This window comes from Serratia sp. K1WW1 (genome assembly GCF_055790865.1).
The window spans coordinates 3,553,390-3,569,377 of the sequence record NZ_CM147697.1 but is presented as its reverse complement, the minus strand read 5'-3'; the positions used below and the strand labels follow the sequence as shown (position 1 = coordinate 3,569,377).

General features: G+C 49.6%; 14 protein-coding genes and 3 tRNA genes. 13 read left to right on the top strand and 4 right to left on the bottom strand.

Annotation, left to right across the window (positions count from 1 at the left end; genetic code table 11):
- The first annotated feature begins 590 nt into the window (after nt 1–590).
- The 8 genes from uvrY (at nt 591) to ACX9GU_RS16160 (ending at nt 6,276) form a co-directional block, all read left to right on the top strand.
- Nucleotides 591–1,247 carry a UvrY/SirA/GacA family response regulator transcription factor gene (gene uvrY / locus ACX9GU_RS16195; RefSeq protein WP_021178351.1) on the top strand — a complete coding sequence of 219 codons (657 nt, stop codon included), beginning with the start codon at nt 591–593 and terminating at the stop codon, nt 1,245–1,247.
- Nucleotides 1,240–3,072 carry an excinuclease ABC subunit UvrC gene (gene uvrC / locus ACX9GU_RS16190; protein WP_473192212.1) on the top strand — a complete coding sequence of 611 codons (1,833 nt, stop codon included), beginning with the start codon at nt 1,240–1,242 and terminating at the stop codon, nt 3,070–3,072. Before uvrY ends, uvrC begins: the two co-directional genes overlap by 8 nt.
- Nucleotides 3,073–3,128: 56 nt before the next feature.
- Complete coding sequence (gene pgsA, locus ACX9GU_RS16185; protein WP_021804755.1) at nt 3,129–3,677, top strand: CDP-diacylglycerol--glycerol-3-phosphate 3-phosphatidyltransferase; 549 nt, start codon at nt 3,129–3,131, stop codon at nt 3,675–3,677.
- Nucleotides 3,678–3,821: 144 nt separating this feature from the next.
- Nucleotides 3,822–3,897: transfer RNA gene (locus ACX9GU_RS16180), tRNA-Gly, on the top strand.
- Between the two features lie 55 nt (nt 3,898–3,952).
- Nucleotides 3,953–4,026, top strand: a tRNA-Cys gene (locus ACX9GU_RS16175).
- Between the two features lie 10 nt (nt 4,027–4,036).
- Nucleotides 4,037–4,122: transfer RNA gene (locus tag ACX9GU_RS16170), tRNA-Leu, on the top strand.
- Nucleotides 4,123–4,336: 214 nt separating this feature from the next.
- Nucleotides 4,337–5,692, top strand: a complete 1,356-nt coding sequence (locus tag ACX9GU_RS16165; protein ID WP_473192211.1) for a PDDEXK-like family protein — start codon at nt 4,337–4,339, stop codon at nt 5,690–5,692.
- Nucleotides 5,693–5,871: 179 nt separating this feature from the next.
- Nucleotides 5,872–6,276 (top strand): hypothetical protein, encoded by a 405-nt coding sequence (locus ACX9GU_RS16160; protein WP_473192210.1) that lies wholly within the window; start codon nt 5,872–5,874, stop codon nt 6,274–6,276.
- Nucleotides 6,277–6,338: 62 nt separating this feature from the next.
- Here ACX9GU_RS16160 and ACX9GU_RS16155 read toward each other — a convergent pair whose 3' ends face one another.
- Entirely contained in the window at nt 6,339–6,791 is a 453-nt protein-coding gene (locus tag ACX9GU_RS16155; protein ID WP_473192209.1) for a hypothetical protein, read from the bottom strand.
- Nucleotides 6,792–7,510: 719 nt separating this feature from the next.
- Here ACX9GU_RS16155 and ACX9GU_RS16150 point away from each other — a divergent pair.
- The 4 genes from ACX9GU_RS16150 (at nt 7,511) to ACX9GU_RS16135 (ending at nt 11,038) form a co-directional block, all read left to right on the top strand.
- A complete protein-coding gene (locus tag ACX9GU_RS16150) occupies nt 7,511–8,488 on the top strand; it encodes a TRAP transporter substrate-binding protein (RefSeq protein ID WP_473192208.1) in 978 nt (325 codons plus the stop codon).
- 128 nt (nt 8,489–8,616) lie between these two features.
- A complete protein-coding gene (locus ACX9GU_RS16145) occupies nt 8,617–9,129 on the top strand; it encodes a TRAP transporter small permease (protein WP_411753591.1) in 513 nt (170 codons plus the stop codon).
- A 27-nt stretch (nt 9,130–9,156) separates the two neighbouring features.
- The gene (locus tag ACX9GU_RS16140) at nt 9,157–10,449 is read left to right on the top strand and encodes a TRAP transporter large permease (RefSeq protein WP_071680536.1); all 1,293 of its coding nucleotides are present in this window, start codon (nt 9,157–9,159) and stop codon (nt 10,447–10,449) included.
- A gap of 169 nt (nt 10,450–10,618) precedes the next feature.
- Nucleotides 10,619–11,038: a hypothetical protein gene (locus ACX9GU_RS16135; RefSeq protein ID WP_473192207.1), complete on the top strand. Its 420-nt coding sequence runs from the start codon at nt 10,619–10,621 to the stop codon at nt 11,036–11,038.
- 86 nt (nt 11,039–11,124) lie between these two features.
- Here ACX9GU_RS16135 and ACX9GU_RS16130 read toward each other — a convergent pair whose 3' ends face one another.
- A complete protein-coding gene (locus ACX9GU_RS16130) occupies nt 11,125–11,619 on the bottom strand; it encodes an Lrp/AsnC family transcriptional regulator (protein ID WP_473192206.1) in 495 nt (164 codons plus the stop codon).
- Nucleotides 11,620–11,758: 139 nt separating this feature from the next.
- Here ACX9GU_RS16130 and ACX9GU_RS16125 point away from each other — a divergent pair, with 139 nt between their 5' ends.
- Complete coding sequence (locus tag ACX9GU_RS16125; protein WP_473192205.1) at nt 11,759–12,715, top strand: DMT family transporter; 957 nt, start codon at nt 11,759–11,761, stop codon at nt 12,713–12,715.
- 46 nt (nt 12,716–12,761) lie between these two features.
- On the opposite strand, the gene ACX9GU_RS16120 is transcribed toward ACX9GU_RS16125, so the two are convergent.
- Together ACX9GU_RS16120 and proP are read right to left on the bottom strand one after the other, a co-directional pair.
- The gene (locus ACX9GU_RS16120; protein WP_473192204.1) at nt 12,762–14,012 is read right to left on the bottom strand and encodes an MFS transporter; all 1,251 of its coding nucleotides are present in this window, start codon (nt 14,010–14,012) and stop codon (nt 12,762–12,764) included.
- Between the two features lie 239 nt (nt 14,013–14,251).
- The gene (gene proP / locus ACX9GU_RS16115) at nt 14,252–15,754 is read right to left on the bottom strand and encodes a glycine betaine/L-proline transporter ProP (protein WP_059200539.1); all 1,503 of its coding nucleotides are present in this window, start codon (nt 15,752–15,754) and stop codon (nt 14,252–14,254) included.
- Nucleotides 15,755–15,988: the final 234 nt, after the last annotated feature.

Below are 15,988 nucleotides of genomic sequence, written 5' to 3'. Positions count from 1 at the left end.
CACGCTAGTGGTGTAATTCCTTTGCATACTCATTTATAGTTAGCTACGGGATGTGTGCTTTTCAGATAACGTGGATTTTATAAAGTAATACTGGCTTAATTCGACGTGATGAATAACTATTTCATCTGCAAGCTATTGACATTTAGGCCGGTTATTTTCTCTTGAAATGTCACCTTTTTCCCCGTCTACAGCGGTTATGTATTCTGAATAAGGGTTTGCCTACAGCGGTTTGTACGTGATTAAAAATGGCGTAATTTTGTTATTTTTTTGTAATTCATATAGTTACGGGTGATAATTGGTAGGGTGGTTATTATCTGGTTTTGTGAAAACAGCGATTAATTTTCCCGCCAGAAGGCGTAAAATGGCGTATCATGGTGGTAATGTATTGAGCCTAATAGGCTTGATGGTTTTTTATCCGTTAGCCAGTGCTTTAATCGTAACAAAGGTGGCGCAGGGGTCGACAAACCTGGCCATAGTTAACCGAGAGTAAGTATTAATCTGTATTCATTCTTTGCTGAAAACCAAGTAATATCTGTTTAGATGACAGAGGCTGATTGATTGCGTTACTCCCTTATTTTGGAGAATTTTCCTTGATTAGCGTTCTTCTTGTTGATGACCACGAACTGGTGCGCGCAGGGATACGACGCATTCTTGAAGATATCAAAGGCATTAAAGTTGTTGGTGAAGCACAATGCGGTGAAGATGCCGTAAAATGGTGCCGCGGCAACACTGTCGATATCGTTTTGATGGATATGAATATGCCGGGTATTGGGGGGCTGGAAGCCACCCGTAAGATTGTGCGTTACACGCCAGATATCAAAGTCATCATGTTGACTATTCATACTGAGAATCCGTTGCCTGCCAAGGTGATGCAGGCGGGCGCGGCTGGCTATCTGAGCAAAGGCGCAGCACCGCAAGAGGTGATTAATGCGATCCGTTCGGTACATGCTGGCCAGCGCTACATCGCTTCGGACATCGCCCAGCAAATGGCATTAAGCCAGTTGGAGCCGCAGGCGGAAAATCCGTTCAGTACCTTGTCCGAGCGTGAATTACAAATTATGTTGATGATCACTAAAGGGAAGAAAGTGAATGAGATTTCAGAACAGCTGAATCTCAGCCCTAAAACAGTAAATAGTTATCGTTATCGTATGTTCACCAAGCTGAATATCAGCGGGGATGTTGAACTGACCCATCTGGCGATCAGACACGGGCTGTTCAACGCGGAGACATTGTTAAGCAGTGAATGATCGTTTTGATGCACCGGCATTTCTTAAAACCGTAACCAGTCAGCCTGGCGTTTATCGCATGTATGATCTGACGGGGACGGTGATCTATGTGGGTAAAGCCAAGGACCTGAAAAAACGTCTCGCGAGCTATTTTCGCACTCAGGTCAGTAGCCGCAAGACGGAAACGCTGGTCAAAAATATCGCGCAAATTGACGTTACCGTTACCCATACGGAAACCGAGGCGCTACTGCTGGAACATAATTATATCAAGCTGTATCAGCCACGATATAATGTTCTGTTGCGAGATGATAAATCCTATCCGCTGATTTTTTTGAGTGCCGATAGCCACCCACGGCTTACGGTACACCGTGGTGCCAAGCATGCCAAAGGTGAATACTTTGGTCCGTTCCCCAATTCTTACGCCGTGCGTGAAACGCTGGCGCTGTTGCAAAAACTGTTCCCCGTACGTCAATGCGATAACAGCGTCTACCGCAATCGCTCCCGTCCTTGCCTGCAGTATCAGATTGGCCGTTGTCTGGGGCCATGCGTTGCCGGTTTGGTGAGTGAGGAAGATTACCGCCAGCAAGTAGACTATGTTCGCCTGTTTTTGTCCGGTAAGGATCAGCAGGTATTGCACCAGTTGATTGCGCGGATGGAAAACGCCAGCAAACTGCTCAATTTTGAAGAGGCTGCGCGCATCCGCGATCAGATCCAGGCGGTACGGCGAGTGACGGAAAAGCAGTTTGTCTCAGGAGACAGCGACGATCTGGACGTGATCGGCGTAGCTTTCGATGCGGGTATGGCCTGCGTACACGTGCTGTTTATTCGCCAGGGTAAGGTGTTAGGCAGCCGCAGCTACTTCCCGAAAGTCCCGGGTGGTACAGAATTGAGTGAAGTGGTGCAAACCTTTGTGGGCCAGTTCTATTTACAAGGCAGCCAGGCGCGCACTTTGCCAGCCGAGATCCTGTTGGACTTTACGTTACCGGAAAAAGATCTGCTGGCTAGCTCGCTAAGCGAACTGGCTGGCCGCAAGATCCAGATCCAGAGCAAGCCGCGTGGCGACCGTGCCCGCTACTTGAAGCTGGCGCGTACCAACGCCTCAACGGCGCTGGTCACCAAGCTTTCTCAGCAATCGACTATTCATCAGCGGCTGGCGGAACTGGCGAAAACGCTGAACCTGACCGAAATAAACCGGATGGAGTGTTTCGATATCAGCCACACCATGGGGGAGCAGACAGTGGCTTCCTGCGTGGTGTTCGACAGCAACGGTCCATTGCGCTCGGAGTATCGGCGCTACAATATTACCGGCATCACGCCGGGTGATGACTATGCCGCGATGGCGCAAGTGCTGAAACGGCGCTATGGTAAAGCTCTGGAAGAGAGCAAGATCCCGGACGTCATCTTTATTGATGGCGGGAAAGGGCAACTGGGTATGGCGATTGACGTGTTCAATTCGCTGAACGTGTCCTGGGACAAGAACAAACCGTTGCTGATCGGTATTGCCAAAGGCAGCGATCGCAAAGCCGGGCTGGAGACGTTGTTCTTCGTCCCTGAGGGGGAGGGGATTTCGCTACCTTCGGACTCGCCGGCATTGCACGTGATCCAGCATATTCGTGATGACTCACACAACCATGCGATCACCGGCCATCGCCAGAAACGGGCGAAAGTCAAAAACACCAGCGCCTTGGAACTGATCGACGGCGTTGGGCCAAAACGGCGTCAGGTGCTGTTGAAGTATATGGGTGGACTTCAACCATTATTGAACGCCAGCGTTGAGGAAATTGCAAAAGTGCCGGGTATTTCACAAGCATTGGCAGAAAAGATCTACAATGCATTGAAACACTGAGGGCAATGTAGCAACATACTCTTAATTTCCACTCCAGCCAGATAGTTACCAGCATTATGCAATTGAATATACCGACTTGGCTTACCCTGTTCCGCGTAGTTTTGATCCCATTCTTCGTCCTGGCGTTTTACCTGCCGTTCGTCTGGGCTCCGATGCTCTGTGCGGTCATTTTCGTGTTTGCTGCTGTAACCGACTGGTTTGACGGCTTTTTAGCCCGTCGCTGGAAGCAGACAACCCGCTTTGGTGCGTTCCTCGACCCGGTTGCCGATAAGGTGATGGTGGCGGTGGCCCTGGTGCTGGTAGCAGAGCATTATCACACCTGGTGGATCACTCTGCCTGCGGCAACCATGATTGCCCGCGAGATCATTATCTCGTCGTTGCGCGAATGGATGGCGGAAATCGGCAAGCGCAGCAGCGTGGCGGTTTCGTGGATTGGCAAGGTGAAAACCATGGCACAGATGATGTCATTGGTTGGCCTGTTGTGGCGGCCAGAGCCTACGGTGGAGTATCTGTCGTTCGGCTTGCTGTACATCGCCGCCGTGCTGACCTTCTGGTCAATGTTCCAATATTTGAACGCGGCACGCCGCGATTTGCTGGAACCTTGATCGAAGCGATGTAAAAATCGGCAAACGAACCCGGTGAGACAACAATTTTATTGACTCACCACGCCAGATAAGTAGAATGCATCGCATCAGACGGCAGCGGTGAGTTGCCAAAAGATTTAAAAAAATCAGCAAGTTCTGATTAATGCGGGAATAGCTCAGTTGGTAGAGCACGACCTTGCCAAGGTCGGGGTCGCGAGTTCGAGTCTCGTTTCCCGCTCCAAATTTAGTAAAGCTGGTGATTGCGAGCTTTAGCCTGCAAAGGCAGACAGAATTAAGGCGCGTTAACAAAGCGGTTATGTAGCGGATTGCAAATCCGTCTAGTCCGGTTCGACTCCGGAACGCGCCTCCAATTTTCCCGAGCCCGGGTGGTGAAATCGGTAGACACAAGGGATTTAAAATCCCTCGGCTTATGGCTGTGCGGGTTCAAGTCCCGCCCCGGGTACCAGGAAAATAAACTAAGAATAATCAAAGCAATATGTAGTAATGTCGTACCGCCGAGAGGCGGTTTTTTTGTGCCTGAAATTCGCTTTGGAACCTCTTCAGAAGAGGCTTTCGGAGGATAGAAGCCGCAGGCGGCATATCCCAACCTCACTAGCTGCGCCTCCTGCGACTTTTTGTCTTCACTCCTACTACGGAAATCTCCCAAAGAGTTTCCAGCAATGCCAACTATTCATGGACAATTAGCTATGGAACCGCAGGACCTGTATTCATTTCTCTCTGATAATCGATTGGTCGACTTGGTCGAGTGTGTAAAGATTTCGGACGACTTTCTGGACGTTATCTCGCTGTCTGAAACGCAACACTCGGATATGCTCGCCTGGTGTCTCCATCCTAATGAAGGCCATGGGCAAGGTGATGCAGTGGTGAAGGACTTGTTGGTGGCTGCCTACAATGCAGGCGCTCAGACAAATAAGTTTTCAAATAAGGTGTTCTTTAAGAAATGGACACCAGGCCGTATACGAACAGCAAGCTTCGGTTCTGCGTTCATCTCTAGAGAATTCAGTTTGACAGTTAGCGAGGTCAATAAAAGGGGACGCCTTGACCTATTTTTGATTGATCCGAACAATCGAATCGTCGTGACCATAGAAAATAAGGCGGGTGATTCTTTAACGGAAGGGCAGCTGAGCGCCTATTACTCGGCGGTTAACGAGCGGGTTGCCAGTCGCAAGGTGTTTAAAGATTACGATTTCGCCTATTTGGTGGTAGATCGCGATTTATCACAATACACCGAAGAGCATTTAAAGTCGTTAGGCAATAGGTGGGCTTTGCTCGATTATAGCTGGTTGGAGGCGTCTGCAAATCGGGCTCGCCATCATATAGAGCGTAACAACCAAGCCGCCCAATTGCTGATGGCATACTGCCAAAAGCAGACGGGATGGCAAGGTCCGAACGAAAAACACGTTTCGGAGCTAGCAGCAGAATTAGCTTCCCAGCATGAGATTGTGGTGGAAGCGATCAAAGAAAACAGAAAGCTACGGCCAACAGCGTGGGAACCACAACACTTTAGTGGGCCAGAAAGCGAACTGCTGCTGTTCATTCAACAAAATCGCCAGTTATGCGATCTCCTGGTGCAAGCCCGAGGGATCGGCTCTGTTTTGGTCGGCTTGCGTAAGCAATTACCAGATCTTGCTTATGAAAACATTGAGCACGGGCGCTTATGGCTTAGATTTGCGACGGCAGAGATGCAATCGTTGATGCAAAGCTCAGATGGATATTGGCCTGTTTATCTGAATATTTTTCGTGAGACCAAAAATGATGATGAAAAATCGAAATTCACGTTAAGCCTTATCTGGGTGAAGGACGAGTTCAATGACGATGAATGCGATAGTAAAGCGCTGAGAGAACTCATGGCGAAAAGTTTCCCTGGGCTAGAAAAATTTTGTGACAGCGTAGCGAGGCGATTGGTCGTAGGTTCCAAACTAAACGCGGGAGAGGTGGTAACAAAAGCGGTTGAGATCGCTGCTAAAGTAGGGTCGCAAATCGACGCTGCTCGGCAAAGCGGGATACTTCGATAGCTGTGCGGATACCTGGAACATTTGATTTGCCTTGGGCGTCATCCTCGAAGGTGTAATGCAGAAGAATTGGCTAGTATAATGGGTTCATATTACGACCTTTTTTATGCTGATCCTTGCCACTATCCCATCTTCATGTTAATAACACTGAAAGTTCACACCATAAAAACAGGGAAGTAAGCATGAGTCAGTGGGATATTATTGTCGTGTTTTCATTGGTCATCACTTACTTACCCTGTTTTTGGTTTTCGGGCATGCTTGCTACTGCCCGGAGCATTGTGGAAGAGTTTGGAAATGACAAGATCTTTGCGCAGTTGTTTATACCTGGCTGGGCAAAAAAATGTGCTGGTATAAGTTTTGCCGCTCATTACTGCTTTGTTCTACTGATCGTTACTCTAATGGACTGGGTGTATGGTTTGGCAGCGTTTGGTGCGGGTATGATCCCTTTTGTGCTCATACCTCTCCCGCTCTTGGCAAAAACTTATCGTGGGATTTACCGCAAGAAAGCATTAAGTATGTATAAAATGGCCCCTGACTCAGGGAAAATCATGCTGAAAATGCTAAAGGAAACCCAGAAGATCCTTTAACGTACTGAGCTGCTGGTGCCGCTAGTTCTGCGATCTGCGGGCTACTATTTTCCACGTTTGCTCTATTTGGCATTAATCACTCCTTTACTGCCTGCCTCATTATCCACCCAGACATCTTCCCCCTTGAGGCGCCGATCTCCTTGAATGGTATAAGTGACGTGACCATTGCTGAACACCAGCGCGCCATCAGATTTTTTTGCTTTGGCCTGTTTGCCGTTGACCAAGACATGATCCTTGGCATCGATACTGATCGTCGCTACCGTGGTACCAGTCTCTGGAAAAGTTGCTACCCACTCACCGGCATATGGGCTGGCACGGGGGTCATCAGCGGGGACGGCTCCAAAACCGGCCTTGGCATTCTCGGCCTTGGTTTTATGAATGTCACACCCTTGGGCCTCGGTTACTTGGGTGCAGCCGGAACGTTCCAGCTGCTGGGCAAATTTTGCGTTGATGGCGTGGGCCGGGGCGATGCCAAGTAGGGTAAGTGTCAGCATAAGAGCTGCATTTTTCGACATTGCAGTTACTCCAAAAGTGAGCCGAGTTATGCCGTCAAGAAAGAGAGCACTTTGCTAAATCTAGCAGCCCACAGCCATTAGTGCGATTCGACAAGGAACGAAGCAAGCGTCCTCTCCTATCCTGACTTTGGTCAGACCAAAGCAAAAACCTATGTGACATCTTCCGCTCGATCACAAAACAAAAAAGTAATCAGCACATTCATTTTCATCAACCAACTTGTCACCATGATCAGGGGTTTGAACAGAATTTATTATAACAATCTAATTATAAATTAGATTAATAATCTTGCTGCAGAGGGTTGTATGTTTAATTTTTCAGTCTTCAATTATTCTGCGGCTGTCATCTCGATTGTCATTATTTTAAGTTAATTTTCAATGCTATAGGTAGGTTTGTTGGTGGTGTGATGTCCTCGTTTTTTCATGGTGAATCTTTAAAAATATCACATTTAACCGAGTAATAACCTAACCAGGCCTGTCTTCAATGTTGTTATATAGAGTTATTTATAAAATAAGGGCATTATTTCATTTTTATGCATTTTTGTGATTAGGCTCAACTTAAAAACCTATGTGATAAGTTACGGTGTTTCTATTGTAACGATGTGTTTCATTGCTGTTTTATCAAAGTGCTTGCTGCAGGGAAGCCGCTTAACAACGTCAATCTTCACGTTATCTAGCCATAACAACAATCAATTAGAATTATTGCTCCGGGAGATATACCGATGAAATTGTCCAAAGTTCTACTCGGCATTTGCCTGACATCTGCCACGCTGTTGAGTCACCATTCGGCCTTGGCCCAAACGTTTAAGGCTGCCGATGTGCACCCGGAAGGGTATCCCAACGTCGTAGCGATTCAGCACATGGGGGAAAAATTAAAAGCCGCCACCAATGGCCGTCTGGAGATCAAAACCTTCCCTGGTGGGGTGTTGGGTGATGAAAAACAGATCATCGAACAGGCACAGATCGGGGCCATTGATATTATTCGCGTCTCAATGACGCCGGTTGGGGCAATACTACCTGATGTCAACATGTTCACACTGCCCTACATATTCCGTGATGAAGATCATATGCATAAAGTCCTCGATGGTGCGGTTGGCCAAGATATTGGCGACCGTTTGTCGAACAGCCCAAAATCGCGGATGGTCTTCCTGGGGTGGATGGATAGCGGTACGCGTAACCTCATCACCAAAAGCCCGGTGACTAAACCCGAAGAACTGCAGGGCATGAAGATCCGTGTTCAGCCAAGCCCGGTCGCCTTGGCCACGCTGAAAGCCATGGGGGCCAACGCGGTGGTGATGGGGGTTAGTGAAGTCTTCAGCGGTATGCAGACCGGCGTAGTTGACGGCACTGAGAATAACCCGCCTACTTTTGTTGCCCATAACTATTTGCCGGTAGCGAAAAACTATACCTACAGCCGCCACTCGATTATTCCTGAAGTGTTCCTGTTCTCGAAAACCAAGTGGGATAAGTTAAGCAAGGAAGATCAGACTTTGCTCATCCAGCTAGCCAAAGAAGCCCAGGCTGAGCAGCGTGAACTGTGGAAGGAGTATAACCAGAAATCCCTGGACGTGATGAAGGCGGGTGGGGTGCAATTCCATGATATCGATACCGATTATTACTACAAAGCGACCCAATCCGTGCGTGATGAATTCGGTAAGGGCCACGAAGAGCTGCTCCAACGCATTGCAGACGTACAGTAACTTTCTTTAGAGCGTCGTACCAAGGGCTAATCTCGGCGAGAGGGCGAGGGGAATTGTACTCTTCTCGCCCAGAGCGGTTGGTATTACGGCGCTCAGGCAGGCGACCTCTTCATATAGGTAATATTATTATGGGACGATACTATTCGTTACTCATGGATGTTATTTATCGCATTTCTATGTGGGTCTCAGGGATAGCTCTGTTACTCATGGTATCGGTAATTCCTGTTGGCATCTTTGCGCGTTATATATTGAATAGCGCGTTATCCTGGCCTGAACCCGTCGCCATTATGTGTATGGTGACCTTTACCTTTATTGGGGCAGCGGTGAGCTACCGTGCTGGCTCGCATATTGCCGTATCCATGGTAACAGACCGGCTCCCCCCTCATTTACAAAAAGCCAGTGCCTTGTTGACTGACCTGATGATGTTGGCGATCAGCGTGTTTATTCTGGTTTACAGCTATGCATTGTGCCGGGAGCTGTGGGAACAACCCGTGGCGGAATTCCCTCTGCTTACTGCTGGGGAAACCTACTTGCCACTGCCCATCGGATCGGCGGTAACGATACTCTTTATTGTTGAACGGATACTTTTTGGTTCTCAACAGCAGCGCCCGGTTGTGATGTTGGGGTCAGCAGAGAGTTAATACAGCAGACTATCCAGGAGCCATTACATGGATGCTTTCATATTAGTTGCTTCGTTAGCCGTAATGTTGGCTATCGGCGTGCCCGTTGCCTATGCCGTAGGTATCAGTGCTATCGTGGGGGCTTTGTGGATCGATATCCCGCTTGAAGCGGTGATGATCCAGTTAACCAATGGCGTAAACAAGTTCTCATTGCTCGCCATCCCTTTCTTTATCCTGGCAGGGGCGATCATGGCCGAAGGGGGAATAGCCCGGCGGTTGGTTAACTTTGCCTATATCTTTGTCGGGTTTATTCGCGGTGGCCTTTCCCTGGTCAATATTGTGGCATCAACGTTCTTTGGGGCGATCTCTGGTTCTTCCGTTGCGGATACCGCCTCTATCGGTTCAGTGATGATCCCGGAAATGGACAAGAAAGGCTATCCACGCGATTTTGCCGCAGCGGTAACGGCCAGTGGTTCGGTGCAAGCCATTTTGACCCCACCGAGCCACAACTCGGTAATTTATTCACTGGCGACAGGGGGAACGGTCTCGATTGCTGCGCTGTTCATCGCCGGAATTTTGCCTGGGTTGCTACTCAGCTTTAGCCTGATGGTGATGTGCGTTTGCTTTGCCCATAAACGGGGTTACCCGAAAGGCGAAAAAATTCCTTTCCGCCAGGCGGTGAAAATTTTCGTTGATACGCTGTGGGGATTAATGACCGTCGTCATTATCATGGGGGGGATCCTCTCAGGCATCTTTACCGCCACTGAATCAGCTGCAATCGCCTGCCTGTGGTCGTTCTTCGTCACCATGTTTATTTATCGCGACTACAAATGGTCGGAACTGCCGAAACTGATGTACCGCACGGTAAAAACGGTCACCATCGTGATGATCCTGATCGGTTTTGCGGCGGCGTTCGGCGGTATCATGACCTACATGCAGCTGCCTGCGCGTATTACCGAGATGTTCACCTCCATTTCAGATAACAAATATGTGATCCTGATGTGCATCAACATCATGCTGCTGTTGATTGGCACTCTGATGGACATGGCACCGTTAATCCTGATCCTCACGCCGGTACTGTTGCCCGTGACCAATTCCTTGGGTATTGACCCGGTACACTTTGGCATGATCATGTTGGTTAACCTGGGGATTGGCCTGATCACGCCGCCGGTGGGATCCGTGCTGTTTGTGGCCAGTGCGGTGAGCAAGCAGAAAATCGAGCAGGTGGTGAAGGCGATGCTGCCATTCTATGCGGTGCTCTTCCTGGTGTTGATGGTGATCACCTACATTCCGGCCATCTCCCTGTTCCTGCCAAAACTGTTTGGGGTACATACCGGATAACTATTCCTCTGTGCTGCTACAACGGTGCTCATCACTCGCGTGATGGGCATTTTTCGGCAGGCCAACCGATGAATGCCAGTTTTTTATAAATTGAATGGATTCAGCGCGATTTCGTTGTCAGCGGTAAATGGTATGCTGCCAAGCTCGGCTATTCAGTCAGGAGATGACGATGGAATTTGAAATTGAGATTATTAATCCGGCGAAACACCCAGAGTTAGCGGCGCAGCAAGTGGTTATCGAGTTGATCCGCGCGGGGAAAATTGATAACTCCTTTAATGGCATCAAAGCGTTAAATACCTATCAAAACCTGGTGGAAAAGTATAAGGCATTGGCTGCTGAACCCGCTGCCGTTGTGGCCAAGGAGAATGGTATTGAGTCTCCAGCCGCGGAGGTGAAGGCGGTGACAGCGCCGAGTAAACCAGCTGTGGTTGCGGCCAAAGCAAAAAGCAATGCTGACAAGGCCCCGGTAGCGGTAAAAGCGAGAGCCAAGACATCGGCTCCTGCAGTTAAAGAGTCAACCGTTACTGCAGACGTTGTTGCCAAGCCAAAGAAAGCCAAACCAAACCCGACTACAGCCAAGAAAAAATAATCCTTCTATGCGCGGAGGCGCCCGTTTCTGCGCAGTTTATTTAAGGTTGAAGTTTGTCAGCTCATGCGTGACTCGTGATCAAACGGCTATTTTGTCAAGACTATGCTGATGCCTTCTGCCGGTAGCGGCAGCGCCGTTTTATAGCGCACCTGCTTGAGGGCAAAGCTGGAGCGGATGTTGGCTACGCCCGGGATCTTGGTCAGATGATCCAGAATAAAACGCTCAAGCGCGCGGATATCGGGCACCAATACCCGCAGCAGATAATCCGCATCGCCCGTCATCAGGTAACACTCCATCACTTCTGGGCGCTGATCGATGGCTTGCTCAAAGTTACTGAGCGCACCTTCTACCTGCTTTTCCAAACTCACCTGAATAAATACGTTCACATGGAGCCCTAGCACCGCCGGTTCCAGCAAGGTCACTTGCCCCCTGATGATGCCCAACTCCTCCATGGCTTTTACACGGTTGAAGCAGGGTGTTGGGGACAGATTGACCGAACGGGCAAGCTCCGCATTGGTGATCCGCGAGTTCGTCTGCATAGAGTTCAGAATGGCGACGTCTGTGCGATCAAGCTTCTTCATGTGAGAAAATTTACCCTTAAAATATGATTTATGAGGTTAAAATGACTCATAAAAACCGATTTGATAAACATAATAAGAGAAAGTTTCCCCGGTTATCCAGATAAAATTAGCATATTGAATGAATGGATGAGAAACCGCTGTGGATACTGAGGGTAAATACTTAACCGGCTCGCCAAACGTGTCGAGCTACGCGCCCGATAGCGTGAAAATCAAGGGCGTCCTGCTGCTGGTTGGGGCCATTGTGATTTGGGGGGCGAACTGGCCGGTGATGAAGGCTGGGCTTTCTCATATGACGCCGATTTGGCTTTCTACCACCCGATTTGTCAGTGGTGCGCTGTGCCTGTTTGCTCTACAGATATTGACCAAAAAGCTGCGATTCCCGCCACGCAAGGATTGGCCATTGGTGATGAGCGTAGGGCTGCTGCAAATGCTGACATTTACCGTGCTCGGTGCCTTTGCCATGACCGAAGTGCCAGCTGGCCGATCCGCTATCCTGGCTTACACTACGCCGCTCTGGGTCACGCCTATCGCAGTGCTGTTTTTCCGGCAGTCGCTTTCACGTCGGCAACTGATGGGATCGTTGCTGGGTGGTGTCGGGGTAATTGTGCTGTTCAACCCGTTTACGTTTAACTGGGGTGATAAGGTCCTCATCGTGGCGAACCTGATGTTGCTTACGGCCTCATTTGCCTGGGCGATGTGTATTTTGCACCTGCGTTATCATAAAGGGGTGTGCAGCGCGTATGAGCTTGCTCCCTGGCAGATGCTGTTGGCAAGCGTACCGTTAGCACTGATGGCTCGGGTCTTCGAAGGGCCATATACCGGCGATGGTTCTACATCGTTAATCGAAATACTGCTGTTTATGGGGCCGCTGGCGACTGCGTTCTGCTTTGTTGCGGTGAATGCCGCCAGCATGTGGTTGTCGAGCACCAGCATGTCAACGGCGATGCTCGGGGTGCCGGTGATAGGCTTACTGATGTCCGTTGTCTTCCTGGGGGAGCAATTGACTCTCACGCTGGGTATTGGCCTGCTGGTCATTATGGCGGGTATTTTTATCGTGACGGTAAAACCATCGGCAAGTGGCGTTAAGACTTCCTAACGTTATCAGTATGGCCAAGTCTCCTTGGCCAGCTAACGTCTGTGAGTCAGGTCTGTTCTAATGATTTCTCGCCAACCTTTCTCTGCTGGGCCGAAAGGGCCACTAACATCCCTCCCGTAAGCAATGAGATACCAATGATTAATGTCCAGGCGTCCTGGTAGCCATAGCTTTGTATATACGCCCCCATCAAGATATACGTGGGCATCAGGCCCAGGCTCCGAATGGTGGTGATTATTCCGCTGATGCGCCCACGATGGCTGCGTGGGGAGTTATTGGCTAAATAAATGCCCTCCTTGGTGACGAGCAAGATCTCGCCGATGGTAAGGAAAAACCAGGCAATAAACTGCATGGCAACCAGAGGGGATAGCAGGGTAATGCCATATCCCAACGCTAACGCAAACGCGGAAATGGCCAGGCTTTTAATGTCGCAGATGTTGATGGTCATTCTGATAATCAGCGGTGTCATCACCACTACCAAAATGCTGGCGGAGGTCATTAACTGGCCAAACAAGACCGGCCCTTGTTGGCCAAAAATATGGCTAAGGTAGAGTGGGGTAGTCATGGTCATTTGGTTTAACGAAAACCACAGCAGCATACACAACACGCCGAATACCAGCAGCCTAGGCCTTTGCTTGAACACCTGCCATACCGAAGCTTCTGTGGCTGTTTCCAGTTCGGAGTGTTCCCGATAGTTTGTTGCCCGATTGTCGGCAGGATTGGCTACATACAATAAAACGATGACTACGCCTATCAGGCCAGCGAGGCCATTGCCCCAAAAAATCCAGGCGGTGTAGTTCCAGAAAAGATAGCCAGCCAGTACCGGGCCAACGCCAGAGCCCAGATTGTAGGCAAGATAGCTTAACGACATCACAGCATTGCGATTGGCAGGGGTAGATAGGTCGGCGACAAGGGCATTACTTGCCGGGAGGGCTACACCAAAAAAGAAGTAGCTGACAAAAAGCAACGCGGGCAGCAGGGTGTGCCAATCGGTAAAGAAACCACTCACGACCAAGATTATCGAACCGGCGATCTCTCCCCAAATCATCATGTTCTTATGGCCAAAACTATCGGACATCTTGCCGCCGACCAGATTCCCCAAAAGATAGGATCCTGTGACTCCCATCGCCAGGCCACCTGCAAGGGTTGTTGAATAGCCTAGTTTTTGCGTTAGCAGCAGAACCATGAACGGTATGATGAAATTACCAAGGCCAAGAACAAACCTGGCTAAGGCAATAAAATAGACGTCGTTTGGCAACCCTTGGTACATGGCGACGGGATTGAAAAGCCGGGCGGGCAAGGGCACCCCCTTGATTATTACTGGTGAAGTTAAGGGGCGCAGAGCAATGAGGTATCCGAACCTGATAACTACGGCCTTCCTGAATAGTCATGGCAAGTTAGCATGTTCGTGGGGGGAAGCAAACAGAACGAGGCCGCTGACAACATCTTGACCGGCTTCATGCAGCGTCCATTGAGAGTAATAAAAAGGCCAGAGTCGTTACGCTAACGAGCTCCGGCCTGTTTGTTCACCGTGGAGAATTAATCCAGTTTTGGATGCTGGTCGATCAGCGTTTGCTTTTTCTTCTCCAAATCGGCGATTTGCTGGCTGATATCTTCGACTTTCTGCTCGATATTATCGTAAGTTTCCTGCAGCAGCTCTTTGGCTTCTGAACGGTCAGAGGCGGCAGGAGCAGCACCGCGCAGCGGCTTGTTGGCCGTTTCTTTCATATACAGGCCGGTAACCAGACCAATCGCTGCCACTACCATCAGATAATAGGCTGGCATATACAGGTTACCGGTGGTTTCGACCAGCCAGGCGGCCAGCGTTGGTGTGACACCCGCAACCAGTACCGAGATATTGAATGAAATCGCCAGCGCGCTGTAACGGATGTGGGTAGGGAACATCGCAGGCAGAATGGAGGCCATTACCCCGATAAAGGAGTTGAGCAACACGGCCAGTATCAACAGGCCAACAAAAATCAGGCCAATAACGTTACTGTTGATCAAGATAAAGCTAGGGATGGCCAGTACCAGCAGACCGAGGCTACCGCCAATGATGAAGGGTCGGCGGCCAATGCGGTCGCTGGTCATGCCGACCAGTGGCTGGACGAACAACATACCTAGCATGATGGCAATGATAATCAGCACACCATGGTCTTCAGAATAGTGCAGGTTATGCGACAGGTAGCTTGGCATGTAGGTCAGCAGCATGTAGTAGGTTACGTTGGTCGAGATCACGATACCTACGCACACCAGCAGGCTTCTCCAGTGCTTGGTAGCGATCTCTTTGAACGAGGTTTTCGGCGGGTTCTCAATTGCCGCACGATCGTTCTGTTCCATTTTGTCCATATGCTGCTGGAACGCTGGCGTTTCTTCCAAGGCGTGGCGCAAATACAGGCCAATTATACCCAGCGGTGCTGCCAGGAAGAACGGAATACGCCAGCCCCAGTCGAGGAAGTTGGCCTCACCCACGATGCTGGAGATAAGTACCACCACACCTGCCCCTAATACGAAGCCGGCGATGGAGCCAAAGTCGAGCCAACTGCCCATAAATCCGCGTTTACGGTCCGGTGAATACTCGGCCACAAAGATGGCTGCGCCAGAATACTCCCCACCGACGGAGAAGCCCTGTGCCAGTTTGGCCAGCAACAGAAGGATAGGGGCCCAGATGCCAATCGAGGCGTGGGACGGGATCAGGCCGATACAGAAGGTACTGATCGCCATAATAATGATGGTAACGGATAACACTTTCTGGCGGCCGAATTTATCGCCCATGGCACCGAAGAAGACACCGCCCAAAGGACGTACCAGGAAAGGAACCGAGAAGGTGGCCAGAGCGGCAATCATTTGCACGCCAGGCGAGGCGCCAGGGAAGAACACCTGGCCAAGTGCGTAGGCGACAAAGCCGTAAACACCGAAGTCAAACCATTCCATGGCGTTGCCTAATGCGGCGGCGGTAATGGCTTTCTTTAACTTGCTGTCATCAATAATAGTGATGTCATTAATCTGTAGTGGTTTATGCTTTTTTTTTCTTAGCTTCATAAATCATCCCATGCAAAATTGATCGTCGGCGAGTTCGTCGGCCCGCTCATTTTTATTGGTCAAGATATCAGTCAGGCTAATGTTACCTCTGTTTTGAAGATCGTCCTCGTGGTTTTTTTCTGAGAGTCTCATCACAATAAATAGGGTTTTAAACAAAAAATGTCATCCTTAGGATTAGTTTTTCTTGTCATATAGCTTAGCGTTATCTGGTGTTTGAATCAAACCGAGTAAAAA

Excerpts from the sequence above, each read along its gene's own strand:
- ACX9GU_RS16150 (WP_473192208.1), top strand. The coding sequence starts at position 7,511 with ATGAAATTGTCCAAAGTTCTACTCGGCATTTGCCTGACATCTGCCACG.
- ACX9GU_RS16140 (WP_071680536.1), top strand. The coding sequence starts at position 9,157 with ATGGATGCTTTCATATTAGTTGCTTCGTTAGCCGTAATGTTGGCTATC.
- ACX9GU_RS16135 (WP_473192207.1), top strand. The coding sequence starts at position 10,619 with ATGGAATTTGAAATTGAGATTATTAATCCGGCGAAACACCCAGAGTTA.
- proP (WP_059200539.1), bottom strand. The coding sequence starts at position 15,754 with ATGAAGCTAAGAAAAAAAAAGCATAAACCACTACAGATTAATGACATC.
- ACX9GU_RS16155 (WP_473192209.1), bottom strand. The coding sequence starts at position 6,791 with ATGTCGAAAAATGCAGCTCTTATGCTGACACTTACCCTACTTGGCATC.
- ACX9GU_RS16165 (WP_473192211.1), top strand. The coding sequence starts at position 4,337 with ATGCCAACTATTCATGGACAATTAGCTATGGAACCGCAGGACCTGTAT.
- ACX9GU_RS16130 (WP_473192206.1), bottom strand. The coding sequence starts at position 11,619 with ATGAAGAAGCTTGATCGCACAGACGTCGCCATTCTGAACTCTATGCAG.
- pgsA (WP_021804755.1), top strand. The coding sequence starts at position 3,129 with ATGCAATTGAATATACCGACTTGGCTTACCCTGTTCCGCGTAGTTTTG.
- ACX9GU_RS16145 (WP_411753591.1), top strand. The coding sequence starts at position 8,617 with ATGGGACGATACTATTCGTTACTCATGGATGTTATTTATCGCATTTCT.
- ACX9GU_RS16160 (WP_473192210.1), top strand. The coding sequence starts at position 5,872 with ATGAGTCAGTGGGATATTATTGTCGTGTTTTCATTGGTCATCACTTAC.